The sequence below is a fragment of the Sphingobium yanoikuyae genome (assembly GCF_013001025.1).
GTDB classification, from domain to species: domain Bacteria; phylum Pseudomonadota; class Alphaproteobacteria; order Sphingomonadales; family Sphingomonadaceae; genus Sphingobium; species Sphingobium yanoikuyae_A.
Genome location: NZ_CP053021.1, coordinates 3,379,454 through 3,397,329, shown reverse-complemented (window position 1 = coordinate 3,397,329; position 17,876 = coordinate 3,379,454). Strand labels below are relative to the sequence as shown.

The 17,876-nt window shown below is 67.1% G+C and carries 17 protein-coding genes; 11 read left to right on the top strand and 6 right to left on the bottom strand.

What is annotated here, in order from left to right; all coding sequences use genetic code 11:
• Positions 1–81 precede the first annotated feature (81 nt).
• The 6 genes from ald to HH800_RS16510 all read left to right on the top strand — a co-directional run bounded on the left by ald (position 82) and on the right by HH800_RS16510 (position 5,786).
• Positions 82–1,197, top strand: a complete 1,116-nt coding sequence (ald, locus tag HH800_RS16535) for an alanine dehydrogenase (RefSeq protein ID WP_017498976.1) — start codon at positions 82–84, stop codon at positions 1,195–1,197.
• Positions 1,198–1,557: 360 nt separating this feature from the next.
• Positions 1,558–2,388 (top strand): sulfite exporter TauE/SafE family protein, encoded by an 831-nt coding sequence (locus tag HH800_RS16530; RefSeq protein WP_004208288.1) that lies wholly within the window; start codon positions 1,558–1,560, stop codon positions 2,386–2,388.
• A 230-nt stretch (positions 2,389–2,618) separates the two neighbouring features.
• Positions 2,619–3,317: a response regulator transcription factor gene (locus tag HH800_RS16525; RefSeq protein WP_010338308.1), complete on the top strand. Its 699-nt coding sequence runs from the start codon at positions 2,619–2,621 to the stop codon at positions 3,315–3,317.
• The gene (locus tag HH800_RS16520; RefSeq protein ID WP_169861726.1) at positions 3,310–4,662 is read left to right on the top strand and encodes a HAMP domain-containing sensor histidine kinase; all 1,353 of its coding nucleotides are present in this window, start codon (positions 3,310–3,312) and stop codon (positions 4,660–4,662) included. Before HH800_RS16525 ends, HH800_RS16520 begins: the two co-directional genes overlap by 8 nt.
• Positions 4,655–5,218, top strand: coding sequence for a hypothetical protein (locus HH800_RS16515; protein WP_169861725.1), 564 nt, complete (start codon positions 4,655–4,657; stop codon positions 5,216–5,218). The genes HH800_RS16520 and HH800_RS16515 overlap by 8 nt, the downstream gene beginning before the upstream one ends.
• Positions 5,219–5,393: 175 nt before the next feature.
• Positions 5,394–5,786 carry a hypothetical protein gene (locus HH800_RS16510; protein ID WP_004208283.1) on the top strand — a complete coding sequence of 131 codons (393 nt, stop codon included), beginning with the start codon at positions 5,394–5,396 and terminating at the stop codon, positions 5,784–5,786.
• A 63-nt stretch (positions 5,787–5,849) separates the two neighbouring features.
• On the opposite strand, the gene HH800_RS16505 is transcribed toward HH800_RS16510, so the two are convergent.
• Complete coding sequence (locus HH800_RS16505) at positions 5,850–7,283, bottom strand: M20/M25/M40 family metallo-hydrolase (RefSeq protein ID WP_169861724.1); 1,434 nt, start codon at positions 7,281–7,283, stop codon at positions 5,850–5,852.
• Between the two features lie 355 nt (positions 7,284–7,638).
• Between HH800_RS16505 and HH800_RS16500 the strand changes: the two genes are divergently transcribed.
• Positions 7,639–9,690, top strand: coding sequence for an FUSC family protein (locus HH800_RS16500; RefSeq protein ID WP_169861723.1), 2,052 nt, complete (start codon positions 7,639–7,641; stop codon positions 9,688–9,690).
• Here the strand turns inward: HH800_RS16500 and HH800_RS16495 are convergent.
• A complete protein-coding gene (locus HH800_RS16495) occupies positions 9,650–10,879 on the bottom strand; it encodes a phospholipase D-like domain-containing protein (protein ID WP_169861722.1) in 1,230 nt (409 codons plus the stop codon). The genes HH800_RS16500 and HH800_RS16495 overlap by 41 nt on opposite strands.
• A gap of 87 nt (positions 10,880–10,966) precedes the next feature.
• Here HH800_RS16495 and rpoZ point away from each other — a divergent pair, with 87 nt between their 5' ends.
• Positions 10,967–11,311 carry a DNA-directed RNA polymerase subunit omega gene (gene rpoZ / locus HH800_RS16490; RefSeq protein ID WP_004208279.1) on the top strand — a complete coding sequence of 115 codons (345 nt, stop codon included), beginning with the start codon at positions 10,967–10,969 and terminating at the stop codon, positions 11,309–11,311.
• Positions 11,312–11,402: 91 nt separating this feature from the next.
• On the opposite strand, the gene HH800_RS16485 is transcribed toward rpoZ, so the two are convergent.
• Both HH800_RS16485 and ung read right to left on the bottom strand, forming a co-directional pair.
• Entirely contained in the window at positions 11,403–12,479 is a 1,077-nt protein-coding gene (locus tag HH800_RS16485) for an ATP-grasp domain-containing protein (protein ID WP_169861721.1), read from the bottom strand.
• Positions 12,476–13,168 (bottom strand): uracil-DNA glycosylase, encoded by a 693-nt coding sequence (gene ung, locus HH800_RS16480; protein WP_125999789.1) that lies wholly within the window; start codon positions 13,166–13,168, stop codon positions 12,476–12,478. The genes HH800_RS16485 and ung overlap by 4 nt, the downstream gene beginning before the upstream one ends.
• 96 nt (positions 13,169–13,264) lie before the next feature.
• Between ung and bla the strand changes: the two genes are divergently transcribed.
• Genes bla through HH800_RS16465 form a run of 3 tightly spaced genes read left to right on the top strand, consistent with a single transcriptional unit; the run spans position 13,265 to position 15,853 of the window.
• Positions 13,265–14,332 carry a class A beta-lactamase gene (bla, locus tag HH800_RS16475; protein ID WP_069338099.1) on the top strand — a complete coding sequence of 356 codons (1,068 nt, stop codon included), beginning with the start codon at positions 13,265–13,267 and terminating at the stop codon, positions 14,330–14,332.
• 31 nt (positions 14,333–14,363) lie between these two features.
• Positions 14,364–14,729 (top strand): DUF962 domain-containing protein, encoded by a 366-nt coding sequence (locus HH800_RS16470; protein WP_048939352.1) that lies wholly within the window; start codon positions 14,364–14,366, stop codon positions 14,727–14,729.
• A 53-nt stretch (positions 14,730–14,782) separates the two neighbouring features.
• Positions 14,783–15,853 carry a GNAT family N-acetyltransferase gene (locus HH800_RS16465; RefSeq protein ID WP_169861720.1) on the top strand — a complete coding sequence of 357 codons (1,071 nt, stop codon included), beginning with the start codon at positions 14,783–14,785 and terminating at the stop codon, positions 15,851–15,853.
• Here HH800_RS16465 and HH800_RS16460 read toward each other — a convergent pair.
• Both HH800_RS16460 and HH800_RS16455 read right to left on the bottom strand, forming a co-directional pair.
• Positions 15,831–16,703: a cupin-like domain-containing protein gene (locus tag HH800_RS16460; RefSeq protein ID WP_169861719.1), complete on the bottom strand. Its 873-nt coding sequence runs from the start codon at positions 16,701–16,703 to the stop codon at positions 15,831–15,833. The two genes, HH800_RS16465 and HH800_RS16460, sit on opposite strands and share 23 nt — an antisense overlap.
• The gene (locus HH800_RS16455) at positions 16,700–17,851 is read right to left on the bottom strand and encodes a GNAT family N-acetyltransferase (protein WP_169861718.1); all 1,152 of its coding nucleotides are present in this window, start codon (positions 17,849–17,851) and stop codon (positions 16,700–16,702) included. Before HH800_RS16455 ends, HH800_RS16460 begins: the two co-directional genes overlap by 4 nt.
• Positions 17,852–17,876: the final 25 nt, after the last annotated feature.

Below are 17,876 nucleotides of genomic sequence, written 5' to 3'. Positions count from 1 at the left end.
GCGATATGATGGGGCCACAACCGGCGGGGCTGCGTTGTCCTTTCAGGATGGGCCATCCCGCCGCAAAATGGAGAGCGTCTCATGATCGTCGGCACCGTCAAGGAAATCAAGAATCACGAATATCGCGTCGGCCTGACCCCCGAGAGCGTCCATGAACTGACGGCCCATGGCCATGAGGTTCTGGTCGAGACCGGTGCGGGCGAAGGCATCGGCGCGCATGACGCGCTCTATGAGCGGGCCGGCGCCACCATCATCGCGACGGCCGCCGAAGTGTTCGCGCGCGCCGAGATGATCGTCAAGGTGAAGGAGCCCCAGGCCGTCGAGCGCGCGATGCTGCGCCCCGGCCAGATCCTCTACACCTATCTCCACCTCGCGCCCGATCCGGAGCAGACCCGCGACCTGATCGCCTCGGGTGCGACCTGCATCGCCTATGAAACCGTGACCGACGCCAGCGGCGGCCTGCCGCTGCTGAAGCCCATGAGCCAGGTCGCTGGCCGCATGTCGATCCAGGCCGGTGCCACAGCCCTTGAAAAGGCGCATGGCGGCCGCGGCGTGCTGCTGGGCGGCGTGCCGGGCGTGCTGCCGGCCAAGGTCGTCGTGATCGGCGGCGGCGTCGTCGGCTTCAATGCGGCGCAGATGGCGGCCGGCCTTGGCGCCGACGTCACCATTCTCGACCGCAATCCCGAAGTGCTCGAAAAGCTGGGCATGTATTTCGAGGCGCGCGCCAAGACCCGTTTCTCGAACCGCGCGAACCTGGCCGAATGCGTGGCCGAGGCGGATCTCGTGATCGGCGCAGTGCTGATTCCGGGCGCCGCCGCGCCCAAGCTGGTCAGCGCCGACATGCTCAAGACCATGAAGAAGGGCGCGGTGCTGGTCGACGTCGCAATCGACCAGGGCGGCTGCTTCGAAACCAGCCATGCCACCACCCATGCCGACCCGACCTACATCATCGACGGCATCGTCCATTATTGCGTCGCCAACATGCCCGGCGCGGTCGCCCGCACCAGCACCTATGCGCTCAATAACGTGACCCTGCCGCATGCGCTGCGCATCGCCGAACTGGGCTGGAAGGACGCGCTGCGCCGCGATCCGCACCTGCTCGCGGGCCTCAATGTCTGGGACGGCAAGGTTACCTACAAGGCCGTCGCCGACGATCTGGGCCTGCCCTACACCCCGGCGGAAGACGCGATCGCCTGATCGCGCCGCCCCCTGTTTCCCGGCGTCCCCGACAGGCGCCGGGCAAAAGGACGCCAGCCCTCCCTTGCGGGGCTGGCGTCCTTTTATTTTGCGCCGTTTTTCGTCTGGCCCGACGTCGCGTCGCCGGGCTTTGTTTCCCGATTGTCAAATAAACGCCATGGATTCTCTTGCGGGTTCCAAGATCTCGTTCGTCTAGTCGGGCAGGGGGACATGACCACATGCCCCCCATGCATCCTGGTTCCGCCGAAGAGAGGCATGGTTTAACATCATGGTCGATTTCCCCACATTCGCCGCCTTGATCCAAAAAGGCGATCGCTCCATCATGCGCGCAGGTCGCGCACTGCAGAAAGGGGCGTGCTGATGTCCGGTGATATCATGACCTGGCTCGTGCCGCTGGTTGCCATGCTGGCCGCCGGCCTGCTCGCCGGCTTTGCCGCCGGCATCTTCGGCATCGGCGGTGGCTTCGTCGTTGTGCCGGCGCTGCTGGTCGTGCTGCCGCTGCTGGGCGGGACGAAGGACGGCATCGCCCATGTCGCGATCGGTACGTCGGCGGCGACGATCATCCTGACCTCCATCCGATCGCTGCTGGCGCATTCCAAGCGCGGCGCGGTGGAGTTCGACGTCCTCAAGACATGGGCGCCCTGGATCATACTGGGCTGCGGCGCGGGCGTCGTGCTGGCGGGCCATGTCGATGGCCGCACGCTCAAGATGATCTTTGGCGCAGGCGTTATCCTGATGTCGCTCAACTTCCTGATCCCGGTGCTGAACGGCAAGGTGATCAGCGACCAGATGCCGTCGGGGCTGGCGCGCATCGGCATTGCAGGCGGGCTGGGCACCTTTTCCTCGCTGCTGGGCATCGGCGGCGGCACCATTGCCATCATGACGATGACGCTGTGCGGCCGCACCATCCACCGCGCCATCGCCACCGCATCGGGCATCGGCACGCTGATCGCCATCCCGACCACCATCGGCTTCGCCATCATCGGCTTTCGCGAAGGCGGCCTGCCCTGGGGTTCGCTGGGCTATATCAACATCCCCGCGACGATAGCGATCGCATCGATGTCGATGCTGACCGCGCCGCTGGGCGTGGCCGCCGCCCATAGCCTGCCCGCCGGGCCGCTGAAGAAGATTTTCGGCGTCTATCTGCTGATCATCGGTGCGCTGATGCTGCGCGCGGGGCTCAAGATCTGATAATGATCTGATAATCTGGCTGTTTGAGAAAGTCAGTACCAGCCCGCTCCCCCGCCCAACCACCCGACAGGATGACACTGGATCGGGTGGTTGGGCGGGGGGGCGGGCTGGTACCGTACCGAAAAATCGCTCTTTCGCGATTTTTCAAACAGGCTCTTAACGGCCGCCAGTGACCGCCTTAACAGGCTTTGTCACTGGCGGCCGTTCGCGCTATCTGACAGGCGGTGAAGATGGCGCAAACCGACCCGATTTCCGTGCTGCTGGTGGAAGATGACCCGGCGGCCCGCGCCAATATTGCCGAAATCCTCGTCCGCGCCGGCATGGTCGTCGATCTGGCGGAGGATGGCGCGGAGGGGCTCAAGCGCGCGGCATCGGGCCGCTATCATGTCATCATCCTCGATCGCACCCTGCCGCATCTTTCGGGCATCGATGTGGTGACGCGCATGCGCGTCGCCGGGATCGAGGCGCCGGTGCTGATGCTGTCCGCGCTCGGCCGCAGCGAGCATCGGGTCGAGGGGCTGGAAAGCGGCGTCGATGACTATATGGCCAAGCCCTTCGAGCCGGACGAACTGGTCGCCCGCGTGCGCGCTTTGTGGCGCCGGGCCGGGCGGTTGCAGCAGGATTCGGTGCTGCTGTTCGGCGATCTGGAATGCCATGTGAAGGCGCGCACGGCCCATCGCGGCGGCCGTCATGTGCCGCTGTCGCCCAAGGAATTTGCGCTGTTCCGCTACCTCATGGAACATGCCGGCGAAGTGGTCACGCGCGAGATGCTGCTGCGCCATGTGTGGAAACTCAGCTTCGATCCCCAGACCAATGTCGTCGACGTCAATGTCGGCCGCCTGCGCCGCAAGCTGGAGGAAGGGTTCGATAGCGCCGTGCTGGAGACGGTCTGGGGCACCGGCTATCGGTTGATCGCTGCCCATGGCTAGGTTCGGCCTGCTGCGCTCGGTCTTCGGCCGGGTCACGCTGTCGGCCCTGCTGGTCAGCCTGGCGTCCACGCTGGTGCTGTTCCTGGTGGTCGAACGGATCGTCGAGACTGACGGGCGCGTGATGCTGGGGCGAGAGGTCGATACCGATCTGGCGGGCCTGGCGGACATCTATGTCAGCAGCGGCGAGGCGGAACTGAGGGCGCGCATCGCCGATCGGCTGGCGATGGAGCGCGGCGACAGCGAAAAGGCCTATTATCTGCTCGCCGATGCGGCCGGGCGCCGGGTGGCGGGCAATATCGATCACTGGCCCGCCCTGGCGTCCGAAGTGTCCGAGGCCCGGCTGATCCGCCTGCCGGGCGGCGACCGCATGTTTGCGCGGGCGACGCTGCTTGGTCCCGACACCCGGCTGATCGTCGGGCGCAGCAATGTTCGGGCGCGGGCGCTGCAGACCCGGCTCGCCATCGCCTTTGCCATTGCCGGGGCCATCGTCGCCCTGCTCAGCCTTGCCGCCGGCCATTTCGCGGCACGCCGTCTGCGCCGCCGGGTCGAACGGATCAACCATGTCTTCGACGCGGTGCGCGCCGGCGATATCGGTGCGCGCGCACGCGCCACCGGGGCGAGCGACGAACTGGCCGAACTGGCCGCCAACACCAATGCGATGCTGGATCAGGTGCAGCGGTTGATGGAGGCCCAGCGCTCCGTGTCGGATCAGACCGCGCACGAGATCCGCACCCCGCTGATGCATCTCGACACGCGTATCCTGAAAGCGATGGAGCGGACCGATGATGAGGGGCTGTTGCGCACCCTCGGCCGGTCGCGCGACGAGATACGCAGCGTCGTGCGCTTGCTCGATTCCCTGCTCGACATTGCCGGCACCCAGGCGCTGCGCGGCGATCGCCGGGGCCTGGCCGATGTCGACCTCAGCGAGATCGCCGACAATCTGGCGGACCTTTATGGCGCCAGTGCGGAGGATCTGGGCATCGCCTTCCATGCGATGGTGGCGCCGGGCATATCCTTCCGCGCCGATCCGATGCAGATCACCCGGCTCTTGTCCAACCTGCTCGACAATGCCTTCAAATATGTGCCGCGCGGCGGCAGCGTGCTGCTCAGCCTGGCGCCGGGGCCGCTGATCATTGTCCAGGATAATGGCCGGGGCATCCCGGCCGACGCGCGCGAACTGGTCTTCGACCGCTATGTCCGGCTCGATCCCTCACCCGGCAGCGGCCATGGTCTGGGGCTGGCGCTCGCCCGCGCGATCGCCGAACGCCATGGCCTGACCATCCATGTCGAGGATGCCGCGCCCGGCGCCCGCTTCGTGGTGCAGCCGGAGATGGCGGATGATTAGGCTCTTCCTGCCCCTGCTGATGCTGGGCGTCGGCCCGGTCGCGGTGGTCGAGGAGCCGATGCCGACCGATGCGCTGATGCGCACCCTGGCGGAGGGGGATCTGGCGCAGGCGCGCGGCGATCAAGCCGCACTCGCGGCGGCGGCCGACACTCTCAAGCTGCTCGGCGCGCGCCCGGCCGAGGGGCAGGATGACCTGTCCACCCTCTGGTCGCAGCAGGCGCAGGCCGGCGGCGCGGTCCATGCCGGACCGGTCTATCGCGGCCGGGCGCTCGGCCCAGCCTATCGCCGCGGGTCTCTGGCGGCCGGCGGGCGGGTGACGCTGCGCCAGCTGTTCCTTGCCGGCCAGCGCGCGCAGATTTCGGTGGCACGCGCCACCGGCATCGCCGCCTCCCTGTCGATCCGGGTGCGCAATGCCGATGGCGGCACGCTCTGCGCCAAGCCGGTGGCCGCGCCGCAGGCCGATTGCGCCTGGCTGCCGCTGTTCACCGAACGCTATGCGATCGAGATAGAAAATGGCGGCAGCGCGCCGGCGACCTTCTATCTGGTGATCCGCTGATCTGATCCCAATCACCTGAAAACAGGGCGGAAAAGCCAGATATTAGGCCTTTTTGGGCGCTGCGGCCCACCGCCGCCGCGCCTCGCTTCGTCCATTCTGCACATCCGTTCAGGCGCAAAATGCCGGTCCCGGTGCGTTATTGCCGCAGGTTCGATGAGGAAAGAGGAGAAACGTCATGAACCGTTCGATGCTTCTGACCGCCATCGCCATGGTCGGCATGACCCCGATCGCCGCCATGGCCCAGCCCCAGGCGCGCGGCCCGGCTCCGGGTGAAGGCCCGGTGAGCTATGAGGAACAACTGGCGTCGGTCGAGGACCAGCTTGTCTATGAAGCGCCGATCGCCGGCGTGGAGAATAATTACTGGTTCAATTACCAGACCGACCTGGCCGAGGCGCGCAAGGAACTGACCAAGGATCTGCGCCATTCCAGCGATGCGGAGGATAATCGCGACGCCTGGGAGGAATATCGCACCGAACTGGCCGATGCCCGTGGCGACTATGCCAAGGAAATGGCCGAGAAGGGCTATCCGGTCGGCGAAGTCCGGGTGTTGGGCAGCAGCGGCCGCTGATCCGCGCGGCGCTGGCCCAAGTAAAAAGGGCTGGTCCGGTCATCCGGGCCAGCCCTTTGCGCATTACTGCGTATAGGCCTTGGTCAGGCGGTAGAGGAAGGCGCGGCCGTCGAGCAGCGACTTCACCCGGATGCGCTCATTGAGGCCATGGACCCCCTGGCCATCGGGATCGGCGAACATGCCCGACACGCCATAGGTGGGGATGCCCGCTGCATTGGTGAAGCGCCCGTCGGTCGCCCCGGTGGCAAGCCGCGGGATCACCGGCACGCCCGGCCACATCTCCTTGGTCAGCGTCTCGATCGGCGCCATGATCTGCGGCGTCAGCTGCGGCGCCGACGATTTGGGCTGCGGCGGATCGGCCAGCGTCACCTTGACCTTCTCGTCGCCGCCGACCTGCGCCAGCTTCGCGCGCACGGCCTCGACATCCTCGCCCGGAATGATGCGGCAATTGACGTTCGCGGTCACTGACTGGGGCTGGGCATTGGGGGCATGGCCGCCATTGATCAGCGTCGGGATGCAGGTGGTGCGCAGGGTCGCGTTCCAGCTTGGATTGGCGGCCGAGATCGCGGCATAGTCCGCCTCGGTCGCCTTGCCCGCGCCGACCGCCGCCATCGGCTGCGACAGCTTGGGATAGAGCGGCGCCGACGCGCCGAAATAGGCCTTGGCCGCCGGGGTCAGGTTCACCGGGAAATCATAGGCGTTCACATTGGCCAGCGCCTGCGCCATCCAGCCGATCGCGTTGAAATGCGGTTCCTGGCGCGAACTGTGGCCGCCCGGCGCGGTCGCGGTGAAGGTGAAGTCCTGATAGACCTTCTCGCCCGCCTGCACGCCATGGCTGACCGGCTTGCCATTTTCGTCCAGCGACCCGCCGCCGCCTTCATTGAGCGCCCATCCGGCCGCCATCGCATCGGGCTTGTTCTTCAGCAGATATTCGACGCCGTTCAGCGCCTTCTCCGTCTCCTCGCCACAGGTCAGCGCCATCTTGATCGTGCGCTTGGGCTTGTAGCCTTCCTGCTTGAAGCGGATCATGGCGTCGGCGAAGCTCGCCGCCATCGCCTTGTCGTCCGACGTGCCCCGGCCATAGAAATAGCCGCCTTCCTCGATCAGGGTGAAGGGATCGCGGGTCCAGTCGGCGCGCTTGGCCGCGACCACGTCGATATGGGCGAGCAGCAGCAGCGCGGGCAGCTTGGCATCGGAACCGCGCAGCACGGCGGTCAGATTGCCTTCCTTGGGATGAGCGGGATCGACCACGACATTGAGGTCGCCATCGGCATAGCCCGCCGCCTTCAGCCGCGTCGCAATCTGTTCGGCGGCGAGCGTGCAGCTGCCATTGGGCCAGCTCGAATCGGTCTCCACCAGTTCCTTGTAGAGGGTGCGGAAGGCGGCCTCGCCGGCGCGGGCCTGCGTATCGGCCGCGGTGGCGGCGTGCAGCGGGCTCAGGCTGGCGGCCAGCAGCGCGGCGGCGGGCAAGGCGGCAACTAAGCGACGGGATGGCATGGGGCGATGTCCTTGTTCTGATTGTGCGACGCTTGGAAATGCGTCTCCCTGGCTCGGCTGGGCGGCGCGACTGTGCAGAAAGCCGGGGGCGGCGGCAAGGGGATGATTGATGCCCGCTGGCCCTGTTTGGTTGTGCATATCATGCACAATGACTGTGCCTTGGGATCATATTGTTTCGCCGCATGGACAGGCGCATAGAGGGTTTGCCTGAAGCTCCAGCAATGCGCGCCCGATCCGGCGTGGCGGGCCGACGCGTCCGGCTTTCATTCCCCCGACCGGCGTCGCCGCCCTGCCTGGCCCCGCCCGATGATGCTGGATGTGCCGCGTGACGCCTGCCTTGCCTCAAGCGCGCTGGATGGCCGATCGCTACGGCGGCCATGACGCGCTGTTCACGCTCAAGGCCTTTCTCGCGGCGATGCTGGCCTATTATATCGCGCTGCGGATCGGGCTGGACCGGCCCTATTGGGCGATCATTACCGCCTATATCGTTGCCCAGCCGCTCGCCGGCGCGGTGTCGTCGAAGGCGATGTTCCGCCTGCTCGGCACCGTCATCGGCGCGGGCGTGGCAATCCTGCTGGTGCCATTGCTCGGCAATGCCCCCGAACTTCTCTCGCTCGCGCTGGCGCTGTGGCTCGGGCTCTGCACCTTTGTCGCGCTGCTCGACCGGACGCCGCGCGCCTATACCTTCCTGCTGGCGGGCTATACCGCCGGCATCGTCGCCTTCCCGGCGGTCGAGGCGCAGGCGACGATCTTCACGGCGGCCAGCCTGCGCGCCCAGGAAATCGGCATCGGCATCGCCTCGGCCACGCTGGTCCACAGCCTCGTCTTCCCGCGCACCGTGTCGGCTCGCCTCCAGGCGCGGATCGACGCGATCATGATCGACGCCGAACGCTGGTCGCGCGATTCCCTGAGGGTCGACCATGGCGATGCGATCGTGACCCGCGACCGCCGGCAATTGGCGACCGACATCCACGAACTGCACCAGCTTGCCACCCATTTGCCATTCGAAAGCAGCGCGCTGCGGCTGAAGGCCGGGGTGCTGCGCGCGCTGGAGACGCAGCTTTGCCTGCTGCTGCCGCTGGCCAGCGCGGTCGAGGATCGCTGTCGCCAGTTGCAGCGGGCCGATGCCTTGCCACCGGCCGTCCATGTCCTGCTGGACGATGTCGTCGCCTGGCTGGGCGCGCCGGACGGGAAGGGGGGCTCGCCTGAAGCGCTGCGCGCCCGCGCCCGTGCCTGCGAGCCCGATTGCCGCTTGCCCTTCGCCTGGCACGCGGCATTGCAGCTCAGCATGCTCGACCGGCTGGCCGAATTGGTCGCCGTCCATGCCATCTGCCGCGAGTTGCAGGCGGCGATGGGGGGCGATCGCATCCCTCTGTCACCGCCTGCGCGGGAAGCGATCCGCAACGCCCGCCGCCGCGTCCTGCACCGCGATTATGGCCTGGCGCTGCGCGGCGCGCTGGCGACCAGCCTCACCGTGCTGATCGGCTGCCTGCTCTGGATCCTGTCGGCCTGGCCGGCCGGGGCAGGGGCGGTCGTCATTGCCAGCATCATCTGCGCCCTGTTCAGCAATATGGACGATCCCGCGCCCGCCGCCTGGAAAGTGTGGCAGGGCACCTGCTGCGCGGTGCTGGTGGCCGCGCCCTATGCCTTTGCCATCCTGCCGCGCGTGTCCGACTTCCCGGTGCTGGTCGCGGTGCTGGCGCCGGCCTTCCTGCTGGTCGGTGCGATGATGGTGCGGCGGCGGCTGGCGGCGATGGCGATCGGCATGATCCTCTCGCTGCCCGGCCTGATGGGCCTCGACGGCTATTATACCGGGCAGTTCGACAGTTTCGCCAATGCCGCCATCGCCCAGATGCTGGGCGCCTTGCTCGCGGTCTGGGCGCTCAAGATGGTCCGCACCGTGGGCGCCGAACAATCCGCGCTGCGCCTGCTCCGGGCGGGCTGGCGCGATCTTGCCCTGCGCACCGATCCGCGCCAGCAGCCCGACACGGTCAAATGGATCAACACCATGCTCGACCGTATCGGCCTGCTGACCCCGCGCCTTGCCGAACTGGGCAGCGACACCACCGCGCCTTTGCTCGATATCCTGCGCGACACGCGCGTCGGCATGTCGCTCGACGATCTCCACCGCTTCCGGGTGCGCGCCCATGCCCGCGACGACCGGCTGCTCGACGTCGTGCTGGGGCGGGTGCGCCAGCATTTCGATAGGCTTGGCGCCAGGGGGCAGGGCGACCCCGATCCTGCGCTGGTGCGGGCCATCGACACGGCGCTCGCCACCATCGGCCGGCACGGCGCGGTCGATGATCGGCGGCTGGCGCTGCTGGCGCTCACCAGCCTGCGCCGCAACATCGCGCCCGATGTTCCGCTCAGTCTGCGTCGGGATCGCGAAAATTCAGCCGCCGTGTGACGGTATAGTCCAGCACGCCGACCAGCAGATAGCTGATCCACTGCTTGATCAGCGTCAGGCCGGTGCGGCTGGCGCGATAGGTCTCCAACGAAATCTGCCGGCTCTCGCGTGTCCGCTGGGTGATGAAGCCGCGCATCGCCTCGGCGAAGCCGGCATCCTCCACCCGCAGCATCAGCTCCAGGTTGAGGAACAGGCTGCGCATGTCGAAATTGGCCGATCCGATATAGACCGCATCGTCGATCACGATCAGCTTCATGTGCAGCTTGCAGGGCTGATATTCATATATCTCGACCCCGCGTCGCAGCAGCGGACCATAGAGCAGCCGTGCCGCCGCGATCGTCGCGCCATTGTCCGACAGGGCCGGCAGGATCAGGCGCGCGCCCTTGCGCCGGGCGGCGCGGGCGATCCGCTTCATCATGCCCCGGCCGGGCGAGAAATAGGCCTCGACCATGTCCAGTCGCTGCGCCCGGTCCATGTCATGCTTCACCACCTGCGCCCAGGGGCTCAGCCGCCGGGTCGGCCCGCCGATCAGCCAGCGGAACGGATCGGCCGGATCATGGTGCAGCGATGGGTGCCAGTGCCGCACCATCGCCCGCAGGGTGCGGAACCTTTGCCCCTTGCTCGTGACCCAGCGCCATAGCTGGCCATACCAGCGCGCCATCGCCTCGGCCTGCGGCCCTTCCAGCAGCAGGCCCAGGTCGCGCCAGCAATCGTCGGCGGGAATGCCGAAATAGCCATCCTCGACATTGAAGCCGCCGATCATCAACCTTTTGTCGTCGGCCAGGGCGATCTTCTGATGATTGCGGATCAGGTAGCGGGTCGACCGGCGCGTCCCGAACCGGCCGAAATGGGCGCCCGCCGCGATCAGCGGGGCGAACAGGCTGTCGGGCGTATCGGACGATCCGAAGCCGTCGATCATCAGCGTCACGGCCACGCCGCGTGCCCGCGCCGCCACCAGCCGCTCGCAGATCAGCCGGCCGCTGCCATCGTCGGCGAAGATATAATAATAGAGTTTCAGGCTCGTGCGCGCGCCGTCGATCAGTCTGACCAGCGCATCGCGCAGCGCCGCGCCTTCTTCGATGACGGTCAGTCGGTTGCCGTTCAGCGTGACGCTGATCGGGCTGGTCGGGGCTTGCTGTTGTCGCGACGCCATGGCCCCTTCATGCGCCGCTTTGCCGCGGCGCGCCATGGCTTTATGGGCTTTTCATTGACTCGACAGGCCGCCACTGCTAGGCGCCAAGTTCAAGATTCCCTATTGATTTTTCAGGAGGCCCGATTGGCCCGCGTCACCGTCGAAGATTGCGTCGACAAGGTTACCAACCGTTTCGATCTCGTCCTGCTCGCCGCCCAGCGCGCGCGTGAAATTTCCGGTGGCGCCGAGCTGACGCTTGAGCGTGACCGCGACAAGAATCCGGTCGTCGCCCTGCGCGAAATCGCCGAGGAAACCATTCTGCCCGCCGACCTGCATGATTCGGTCGTTGCGTCGCTGCAGAAGGTCCAGATTGACGACGACGATACGCCCGATGAAATCGGTTCGATCGCCCAGTCGGCGGAGGCCCTGCGCCTGACCGCTGCGGCTCCGCCGCGCAACCAGAATATCGGCGGCGATTACGACGGCTGATTTTTCCACTTTCCGGTTTGGAGAGGGAAGGGGTCCGGCCCGCGCAAGTGGGACCGGGCCTCAATGATTCTGGGCACTGGATTTAGGGGCGTTATTTCCAGGCCGTCGCCAGCATCGCGTCGAGCATCTGGGCATAGGACCAGCCATCGGCCCGCGCGGCGATCGCCGACAGGCAATCCTGGTCCGCGCGGCCCGGCCGGCCCGCACCGGTCATGTTCGGCTTCATGTTGAGGTCGAACAGCTTGAACTGGCCGCTGGCATCGGCGCGGCAGTCGATGCGGATCACCGCGCGCGATTCCACCAGCCCCGCTGCCTTCACACAGGCTTCCAGCATCGCCAGCACCGGGGCTTCTTCCATCCGCTCCGGGCCGATCGCGACGCTGTTCTGCGTCACCGCGACATCGCCATTATAGGGGGCGACACCGTCCTTCTGGTCGAAACGCAGCACCGGGCGCAGGGCGCAATGGCCGCTCCCCGTGGTGCCGGGCGGGCGCGGCGCAGCGGGCAGCAGGACGGTGATGGTCATTTCCTCGCCGTCCAGAAATTCCTCGACCATCAGCAGCGTGCCGAACTTGCCTTCGTCGATCAGGCTGCGGGCCGCGGCGTTCAGCGCGTCACCATCGCGCACCAGCGTCACGCCCTGGCTGCCGCGCCCACGCACCGGCTTCACGATCAGCGGGAAGGGGATGGCCAGATCGGCCAGCACCTGCCCGACATCGGCCAGTGCATGCACGCCTTCGCTCGGCCGATCAGCCAGCAAAAAGCCGCGCGCCACCGGCAAGCCGGCCTGTTCCAGCATCCGATTGGTGGCGAACTTGTCGTCATATTTCTGCGTGGCGGCCGGGGTCTGGCCGACGATCGCGACCTGGCCCATCACGGCCTCGATCGGATGCCCCTCGAACAGCACGCTATTGGCCCAGATCGTGTCGGCGCCTGCCGCGATCGCGGCTGCTATGCCGTCGGCCGTGTCGGGGAACACCCATTGCATCGCCTGCGCCGGATCGGGCGTGGGCACCGGCGTTACCACCGTGCGGCCTAGGCCCTTCAATGCAAAGCCGATATCGGCCCCACCGTCGGAATAGCCGCCGGGCTTGGCATCCTTGCGCAGCCCGTCGATCACCGGCGGCGGCAGCGCCTGGTAGAGCAGGGCGACCGCCGGGCCGCTCATGCCACCGGCTCCGGCAGGCGCCAGTCGATCGCGCCGCGCCCCTTGGCCTCCAGAAAGTCATTGGCCTGCGAGAAATGGCGGCAGCCCAGAAAGCCGTTATGCGCAGACAGCGGCGATGGATGGGCGGCCTTCAGCACCAGATGGCGCCCGGAATCGACGAAGCCGGCCTTGCGCTGGGCATAGGCGCCCCACAGCAGGAACACGACCGGCTCCTCCTTCTGCGCCACCAGCCGGACGATCGCGTCGGTGAACGTCTCCCAGCCCTTGCCCTGGTGCGACGCTGCGCGGCCCATCTCGACCGTCAGCACGCTGTTGAGCAACAGCACGCCCTGCCGCGCCCAATGCTCCAGAAAGCCGTGCCGCGCGCGGGGCAGGCCAAGGTCGCTCTCCAGCTCCTTGTAGATATTGACCAGCGATGGCGGCGTCCGCACGCCGGGCTGGACCGAAAAGCACAGGCCATGCGCCTGGCCCTCGCCATGATAGGGGTCTTGCCCCAGCACCACCACCTTCACCTGGTCCAGCGGCGTCAGGTCCAGCGCCCGGAAATATTCATTCCCCTTGGGGAAGATGCGCTTGCCCGCCGCCTTTTCCGCTTCGATGAACTGTTTCAGGCCCTGCATATGGGGGCTGGCGAACTGGTCGCGCAGCGGCGCGCGCCAGCTTTCGTGCAGCTTGATGGTGTCGTTCATGGCCGGCGTGATGAACCCCCGGCATGCCTGCGTCAACCGCGGGAAAAGCCGATCAAATATCTTGCCACCCGACCCATGATGGGCGACAGACGGGCCATGCCGTCTCTCCGTCAAATTGGCGCCAGCTGCGCCGCCCTTGGCCTGTTCTTTGCGCCCTTGCCGAGCGCCGATGCCTTCGGTCCGCCGCCCCGGCCACAGGTGCTGCTGACGGCGGAGGCGCATCTTCTGGCCGAATTTGATCGCTTCGCCGCTTTGTCGGACGGCACGGTCGGCGTCGCGGTGCAGGATCTGCAGACCGGTGAGGTCCAGTCGCGCAATGGCGACACGCTGTTCCCCATGGCCAGCGCCTACAAGGTCGCGGTCGCGGGCCGTATCCTCTCGCTGGTCGATGCCGGCAGCCTCAAGCTCGACGACCGGCTCGCGCTCGATCCCGCGCTGGCGAGCGAGGGCGGCATCGCCTGGATGTTCTCGCGCCCCGGCGCGACCCTGCCGGTCAGCCAGTTGCTCGACCTCATGCTGACGCGCAGCGACAATAATGCGACCGACGTGCTGGTCGCCCGCGCCGGCGGGCCGAAGGCGGTCAGCGATTTCGTCGCCGGCCTCGGCATCCATGGCCTGCGCGTCGACAGCGATACCGCGCATCTTCTCTACCGCGCCATGGGTATCAATCCCCAGTCCGGCACCTTCCAGCAGAATGCCGGCGCCGCCCGCCGCGCCGATCCGATGATCCAGCGGCGCGACGTGCGCGACCTGCCGAACATGGACTTCATGCTCGATCCGCGCGACACGGCGACACCGCTGGCGATGAACCAGCTTCTGGTCGCCTATGAATCGGGCAAGGCATTGAAGCCGGAAAGCACGCAACTGCTCTTCACCATCATGGGCCATTGCCAGACCGGCAAACTGCGCCTGTCGGGCATGTTGCCGCCCGGCACCCCGGTCGCGCACAAGACCGGGTCGCTCAACGGCGTCGGCAATGATGTCGGCATCATCGGCCTGCCCGATGGCCGCCGCTTCGCCATCACCGTCTTCGTGATGAAGGACAGCCGGGGCCATGTCTCGCGCGACCAGATCATGGCCCAGGCGGCCCGCGCGGCCTATGATTATTTCCTCTTTGCGCCCAAGCGGCGCGTGGCGCTTAACAAGTTGAACGTCCACGTATAAAAGATGGGGCATAACAGAGAGGATGCCCCTTATGACCCAGATCACCCGGTTCCGGGACTTCTGGCCCTATTATCTGCAGGAACATGCCCGGCCCGCGACGCGCGCCATGCATTATGCCGGGACCAGCCTGGTGGTTGGCATCGCGGCCACGGCGGCCATTACGGGTCGATGGTGGCTGGCCGCAGCCCTGCCGGTCGCCGGCTATGGCTTCGCCTGGGTCAGCCATATGCTGATCGAGCGCAATCGCCCGGCCACCTTCCGCTATCCACTCTGGTCGCTGCGCGCCGATTTCGTGATGCTTCAGCGCTTTCTGACCGGCCATATGCGCCGCGATCTGGTCCGTGCCGGCATCCGCGCCGACGGCACGGTCGATCCGCAGCGCCGCATTCGAGTGTGATCCACAGCACACCCGCTTGATTCCCGCCGCCGCTCTGTCACAAGAGGGGCGCGATGGGGCTCACCGCGACATTCTCCCTGCCGACCGACCGGTCGGCGCTGGCCGCCCGCTGGCAGGCGCTGGAGGCGCGCAGCGATGCGTCCTTCTTCCTGCGCTGGACCTGGGTGGGGGCCTGGCTCGACAGCTATGGCGTGCGGCCCGAACTGCTCGCCGTTACCGACGATGCTGGACAGGATGTCGCGCTGGCGCTGGTCGGCCATGCGATGCGCCCGCGCCTGCTCGGCCCGGTGGCGACGCTCAGCCTCAACCAGTCGGGCGATCCGGTGATCGACCGGCCCTATGTCGAATATAATGGCCTGCTCGCCGCGCGCGGGCAGGAGGTGGCGGCCGTCGCTGCGGCGATCGACGCCATCGCCCGGCGCCGTGACTGGCGTGTGTTGCGGCTGAGCGGCATCGTCCCGGATTCGCCGCTGCTTGGCCTGCCGTCCCGGCGAAAATTGCGGGTCGATTCCTCGCCCGTCTATCAGGTCGATCTCGACGCCGTGCGTGCCGCCGACGGCGACTATCTTTCGCTGCTCAGCAGCAATACGCGCAGCCAGATTCGCCGCGCGATGAAGGATCATGGCGGGCCGTTGCCCGATGTCGCGGTCGGCACGCTGGATGACATCGCCCCCTGGCTGGACGAGATGGCCGCGCTCAACATGGGGCGCCATGCCGACAATGCCTGGGACGATCAGGGCTTTCGCCAGTTCGTCGCCACCATCGCGGCGCGGGGCCTGCCCTCGGGCGCGGTCGAAATGCTGCGCTTTGCCGATGCCGGCGGCGTGGTCGGCCTGCTGGTCAATTTCGTGCAGGACGGGCAGGCGATGAACTATCAGTCCGCCTTTGCCCAGCCGCGCACCGCCAAGGACAAGCCGGGCCTGCTCTGTCACGCCGCTGCCGTCGGCCATTATGCCACGCAGGATTTCCGGCTCTATTCGCTGCTCGCCGGCAAGGATCGCTACAAGCAGAGCCTCTCGACCCGCGAGGAGGCGCTGGAATGGTGGCATGTCGAGCGTTTCAGTCCCCGGCTGGAGGCCGAGGCACTGGCGCGCAGAATCCTTAAACGCCCAGCTTCCGCATGACGCGATAGACGAAGCGGCGAATGCCCTGTTGCTCGGGGCGTTCGCTCACCGCGCCGGTCGGCAAGCCACGCTTGCGCAGCAGGGCGTTGAAACTGTGCAGTTCGCCTTCCGCCACGCTGCGGTCGGACCGCCAGGTGATCGACAGGCTGATCGACACGGCCGGGCCATTTTCCACGAAATGCGGTGCCTTGACCGGCACATGCACGGCCTCGCCGGGGGCAAGCGGGAAGGGGGTGCCGCGCGCCTTGAACCCGTCCTGCCAGATCAGGTTGCGATGGCCGCCATTGTGAAATTCCTCGCTCTTGCGCGCCGGCACCAGTTCCTCGTCGCGCGCCGGGAACACGGTCATCACCTTGGTCCCCATGATCTGCAGCAGGATATTATGCTCCGGGTCCATGTGGAACGGGGTGACGCTGCCGGGGGAGGTCAGGAAGATGAACGCCTCGCGGTGCAGCATCGGCCCGGTGCTGCGCGCGACGATTGGCTCCAGCTCCGCCAGCGCCGCGTCCAGCAACGCGCCATAGGCCGGGTCGCGCTCGACATTCTTGAGCACCGCCCAGCTGCCATTGCTCTCGATCGTGCGGATCGTCTCGCCCAGGCTCAGCCCGTTGGACGGCGTATCCTCCGGCCGCACGCCCAGCGGCAGCTTGCCCAGATTATATTCGACCGCGCTCGCCGGCATCCGCTCGGCCAGCGCCGCCAGCGCATCCAGCGTCAGCAGCGCATGCCCGACCAATTGATGCGTCAGCTTCGTCGGCTGGTCGGGATAGGCGGCGGCAAAGGTGGCGCGCGCGCTGTCCGAAAAATGCGGCGCGTCGGTGGCCGGCGCCATCGGGCTATGCACGGTCATTCCTGTCCTTTCATGCGGCTGGCGATCCGTTCGACCCCGCCGGCCAATGCAAAGGCCGCTGCCCGGCGCAGGCGCGTCGCGCCCTTGCCCTGCAGGGCGATACGATATTGGACGATGCTGCGGCGCTCGGCCCACAGGCTGTCGATCATCGGATGATCGGCGGCGGCGCAACTGTCCATCCAGCCGATCGCCGAGTCATCCTGCACCGCGTGCAGATTGGCGATCTCGATCAGCACGCCGGGCGAAAAGCGCCCCATCTCCTCGTCAAAGGCGATCTTGAAGGAAAAGGCGCCGTCGCCATGGCGGAAATTGACCAGCATCGCGATCGCCCGGCCATCCAGGTCGATGCGCAGGAAATGCAGCCGTCCCGCCGCAAAGGCCGCGGCGCAGGCGGCGCGAAAGAAGGCGATGTCATCGGGCCTGCTCGCCAGTGCGCTGCCCTCGCGGCCCTTCCACCCGGACGCCTCCAGCGCCAGGAAGTCGCCACACCAGCGCGGCAGGTCGGCGCCATCGTCCAGCAATCGCTGCTCGACCGTCCCCAATTCCGCCAGTCGCTTCTGCAGACGGCGGATTTCCTTGCGCTTCTTGGCGCGGACATGGGTTTCCCAATAGGCGTCGGCCGACAGGTCGGATCGCAGCATCGCCCGGTCATGGCGATGCACCTCGCGCCGGCCGCGCCCTTGTTCGACGCACAGTGCTTCCAGCGCGGCGGCATTGGCGCCGGCCGCATCCAGTGCGCGCAGATGCAGGAAATGGGGCGCCCATTCCGCCGCGTCCAGCTGCGCCAGCAGGCTGCGCCACGCTGCCATCTCCTGGCCGCGCCGGATCAGCGGCGCGCCGAAGAAACAATGGTCGTGCATCCAGTTGGCGACGCAGCCGATCGGCAAGCGGCCATGGCGCGCCTGCACCGTCACCGGCAACAGGCCGATCAGTTCGCCATCCGCCTGCGCCTCGATCAGGCGCACGTCTCCATGGCCGGTCGGGCCATTGCCGGCCAGATGGTCGATCGCCGCTGCCAGCAGGTCGGGCGCGTAGAAGGCATTGGGTTCGGCCGCACCCTCCGCCAGCGCCGCCCAGCGCGCGCGCGGGTCCGTCAGCGCCAGGCTGTCGGATGCAAAGGGGGGAGATGGGTGCGCTGCCATGTCCATCGCCTCGCCTTAGCCGGGAAAGATT

What these genes read in the sequence shown, in the direction of transcription:
- HH800_RS16530 (WP_004208288.1), top strand. Translation starts at nt 1,558, where the DNA reads ATGTCCGGTGATATCATGACCTGGCTCGTGCCGCTGGTTGCCATGCTG.
- HH800_RS16465 (WP_169861720.1), top strand. Translation starts at nt 14,783, where the DNA reads ATGGGGCTCACCGCGACATTCTCCCTGCCGACCGACCGGTCGGCGCTG.
- HH800_RS16495 (WP_169861722.1), bottom strand. Translation starts at nt 10,879, where the DNA reads ATGGCGCGCCGCGGCAAAGCGGCGCATGAAGGGGCCATGGCGTCGCGA.
- HH800_RS16510 (WP_004208283.1), top strand. Translation starts at nt 5,394, where the DNA reads ATGAACCGTTCGATGCTTCTGACCGCCATCGCCATGGTCGGCATGACC.
- HH800_RS16520 (WP_169861726.1), top strand. Translation starts at nt 3,310, where the DNA reads ATGGCTAGGTTCGGCCTGCTGCGCTCGGTCTTCGGCCGGGTCACGCTG.
- HH800_RS16500 (WP_169861723.1), top strand. Translation starts at nt 7,639, where the DNA reads ATGGCCGATCGCTACGGCGGCCATGACGCGCTGTTCACGCTCAAGGCC.
- HH800_RS16455 (WP_169861718.1), bottom strand. Translation starts at nt 17,851, where the DNA reads ATGGACATGGCAGCGCACCCATCTCCCCCCTTTGCATCCGACAGCCTG.
- bla (WP_069338099.1), top strand. Translation starts at nt 13,265, where the DNA reads ATGCCGTCTCTCCGTCAAATTGGCGCCAGCTGCGCCGCCCTTGGCCTG.
- ung (WP_125999789.1), bottom strand. Translation starts at nt 13,168, where the DNA reads ATGAACGACACCATCAAGCTGCACGAAAGCTGGCGCGCGCCGCTGCGC.
- HH800_RS16505 (WP_169861724.1), bottom strand. Translation starts at nt 7,283, where the DNA reads ATGCCATCCCGTCGCTTAGTTGCCGCCTTGCCCGCCGCCGCGCTGCTG.
- HH800_RS16485 (WP_169861721.1), bottom strand. Translation starts at nt 12,479, where the DNA reads ATGAGCGGCCCGGCGGTCGCCCTGCTCTACCAGGCGCTGCCGCCGCCG.
- HH800_RS16525 (WP_010338308.1), top strand. Translation starts at nt 2,619, where the DNA reads ATGGCGCAAACCGACCCGATTTCCGTGCTGCTGGTGGAAGATGACCCG.
- HH800_RS16460 (WP_169861719.1), bottom strand. Translation starts at nt 16,703, where the DNA reads ATGACCGTGCATAGCCCGATGGCGCCGGCCACCGACGCGCCGCATTTT.
- HH800_RS16515 (WP_169861725.1), top strand. Translation starts at nt 4,655, where the DNA reads ATGATTAGGCTCTTCCTGCCCCTGCTGATGCTGGGCGTCGGCCCGGTC.
- ald (WP_017498976.1), top strand. Translation starts at nt 82, where the DNA reads ATGATCGTCGGCACCGTCAAGGAAATCAAGAATCACGAATATCGCGTC.
- HH800_RS16470 (WP_048939352.1), top strand. Translation starts at nt 14,364, where the DNA reads ATGACCCAGATCACCCGGTTCCGGGACTTCTGGCCCTATTATCTGCAG.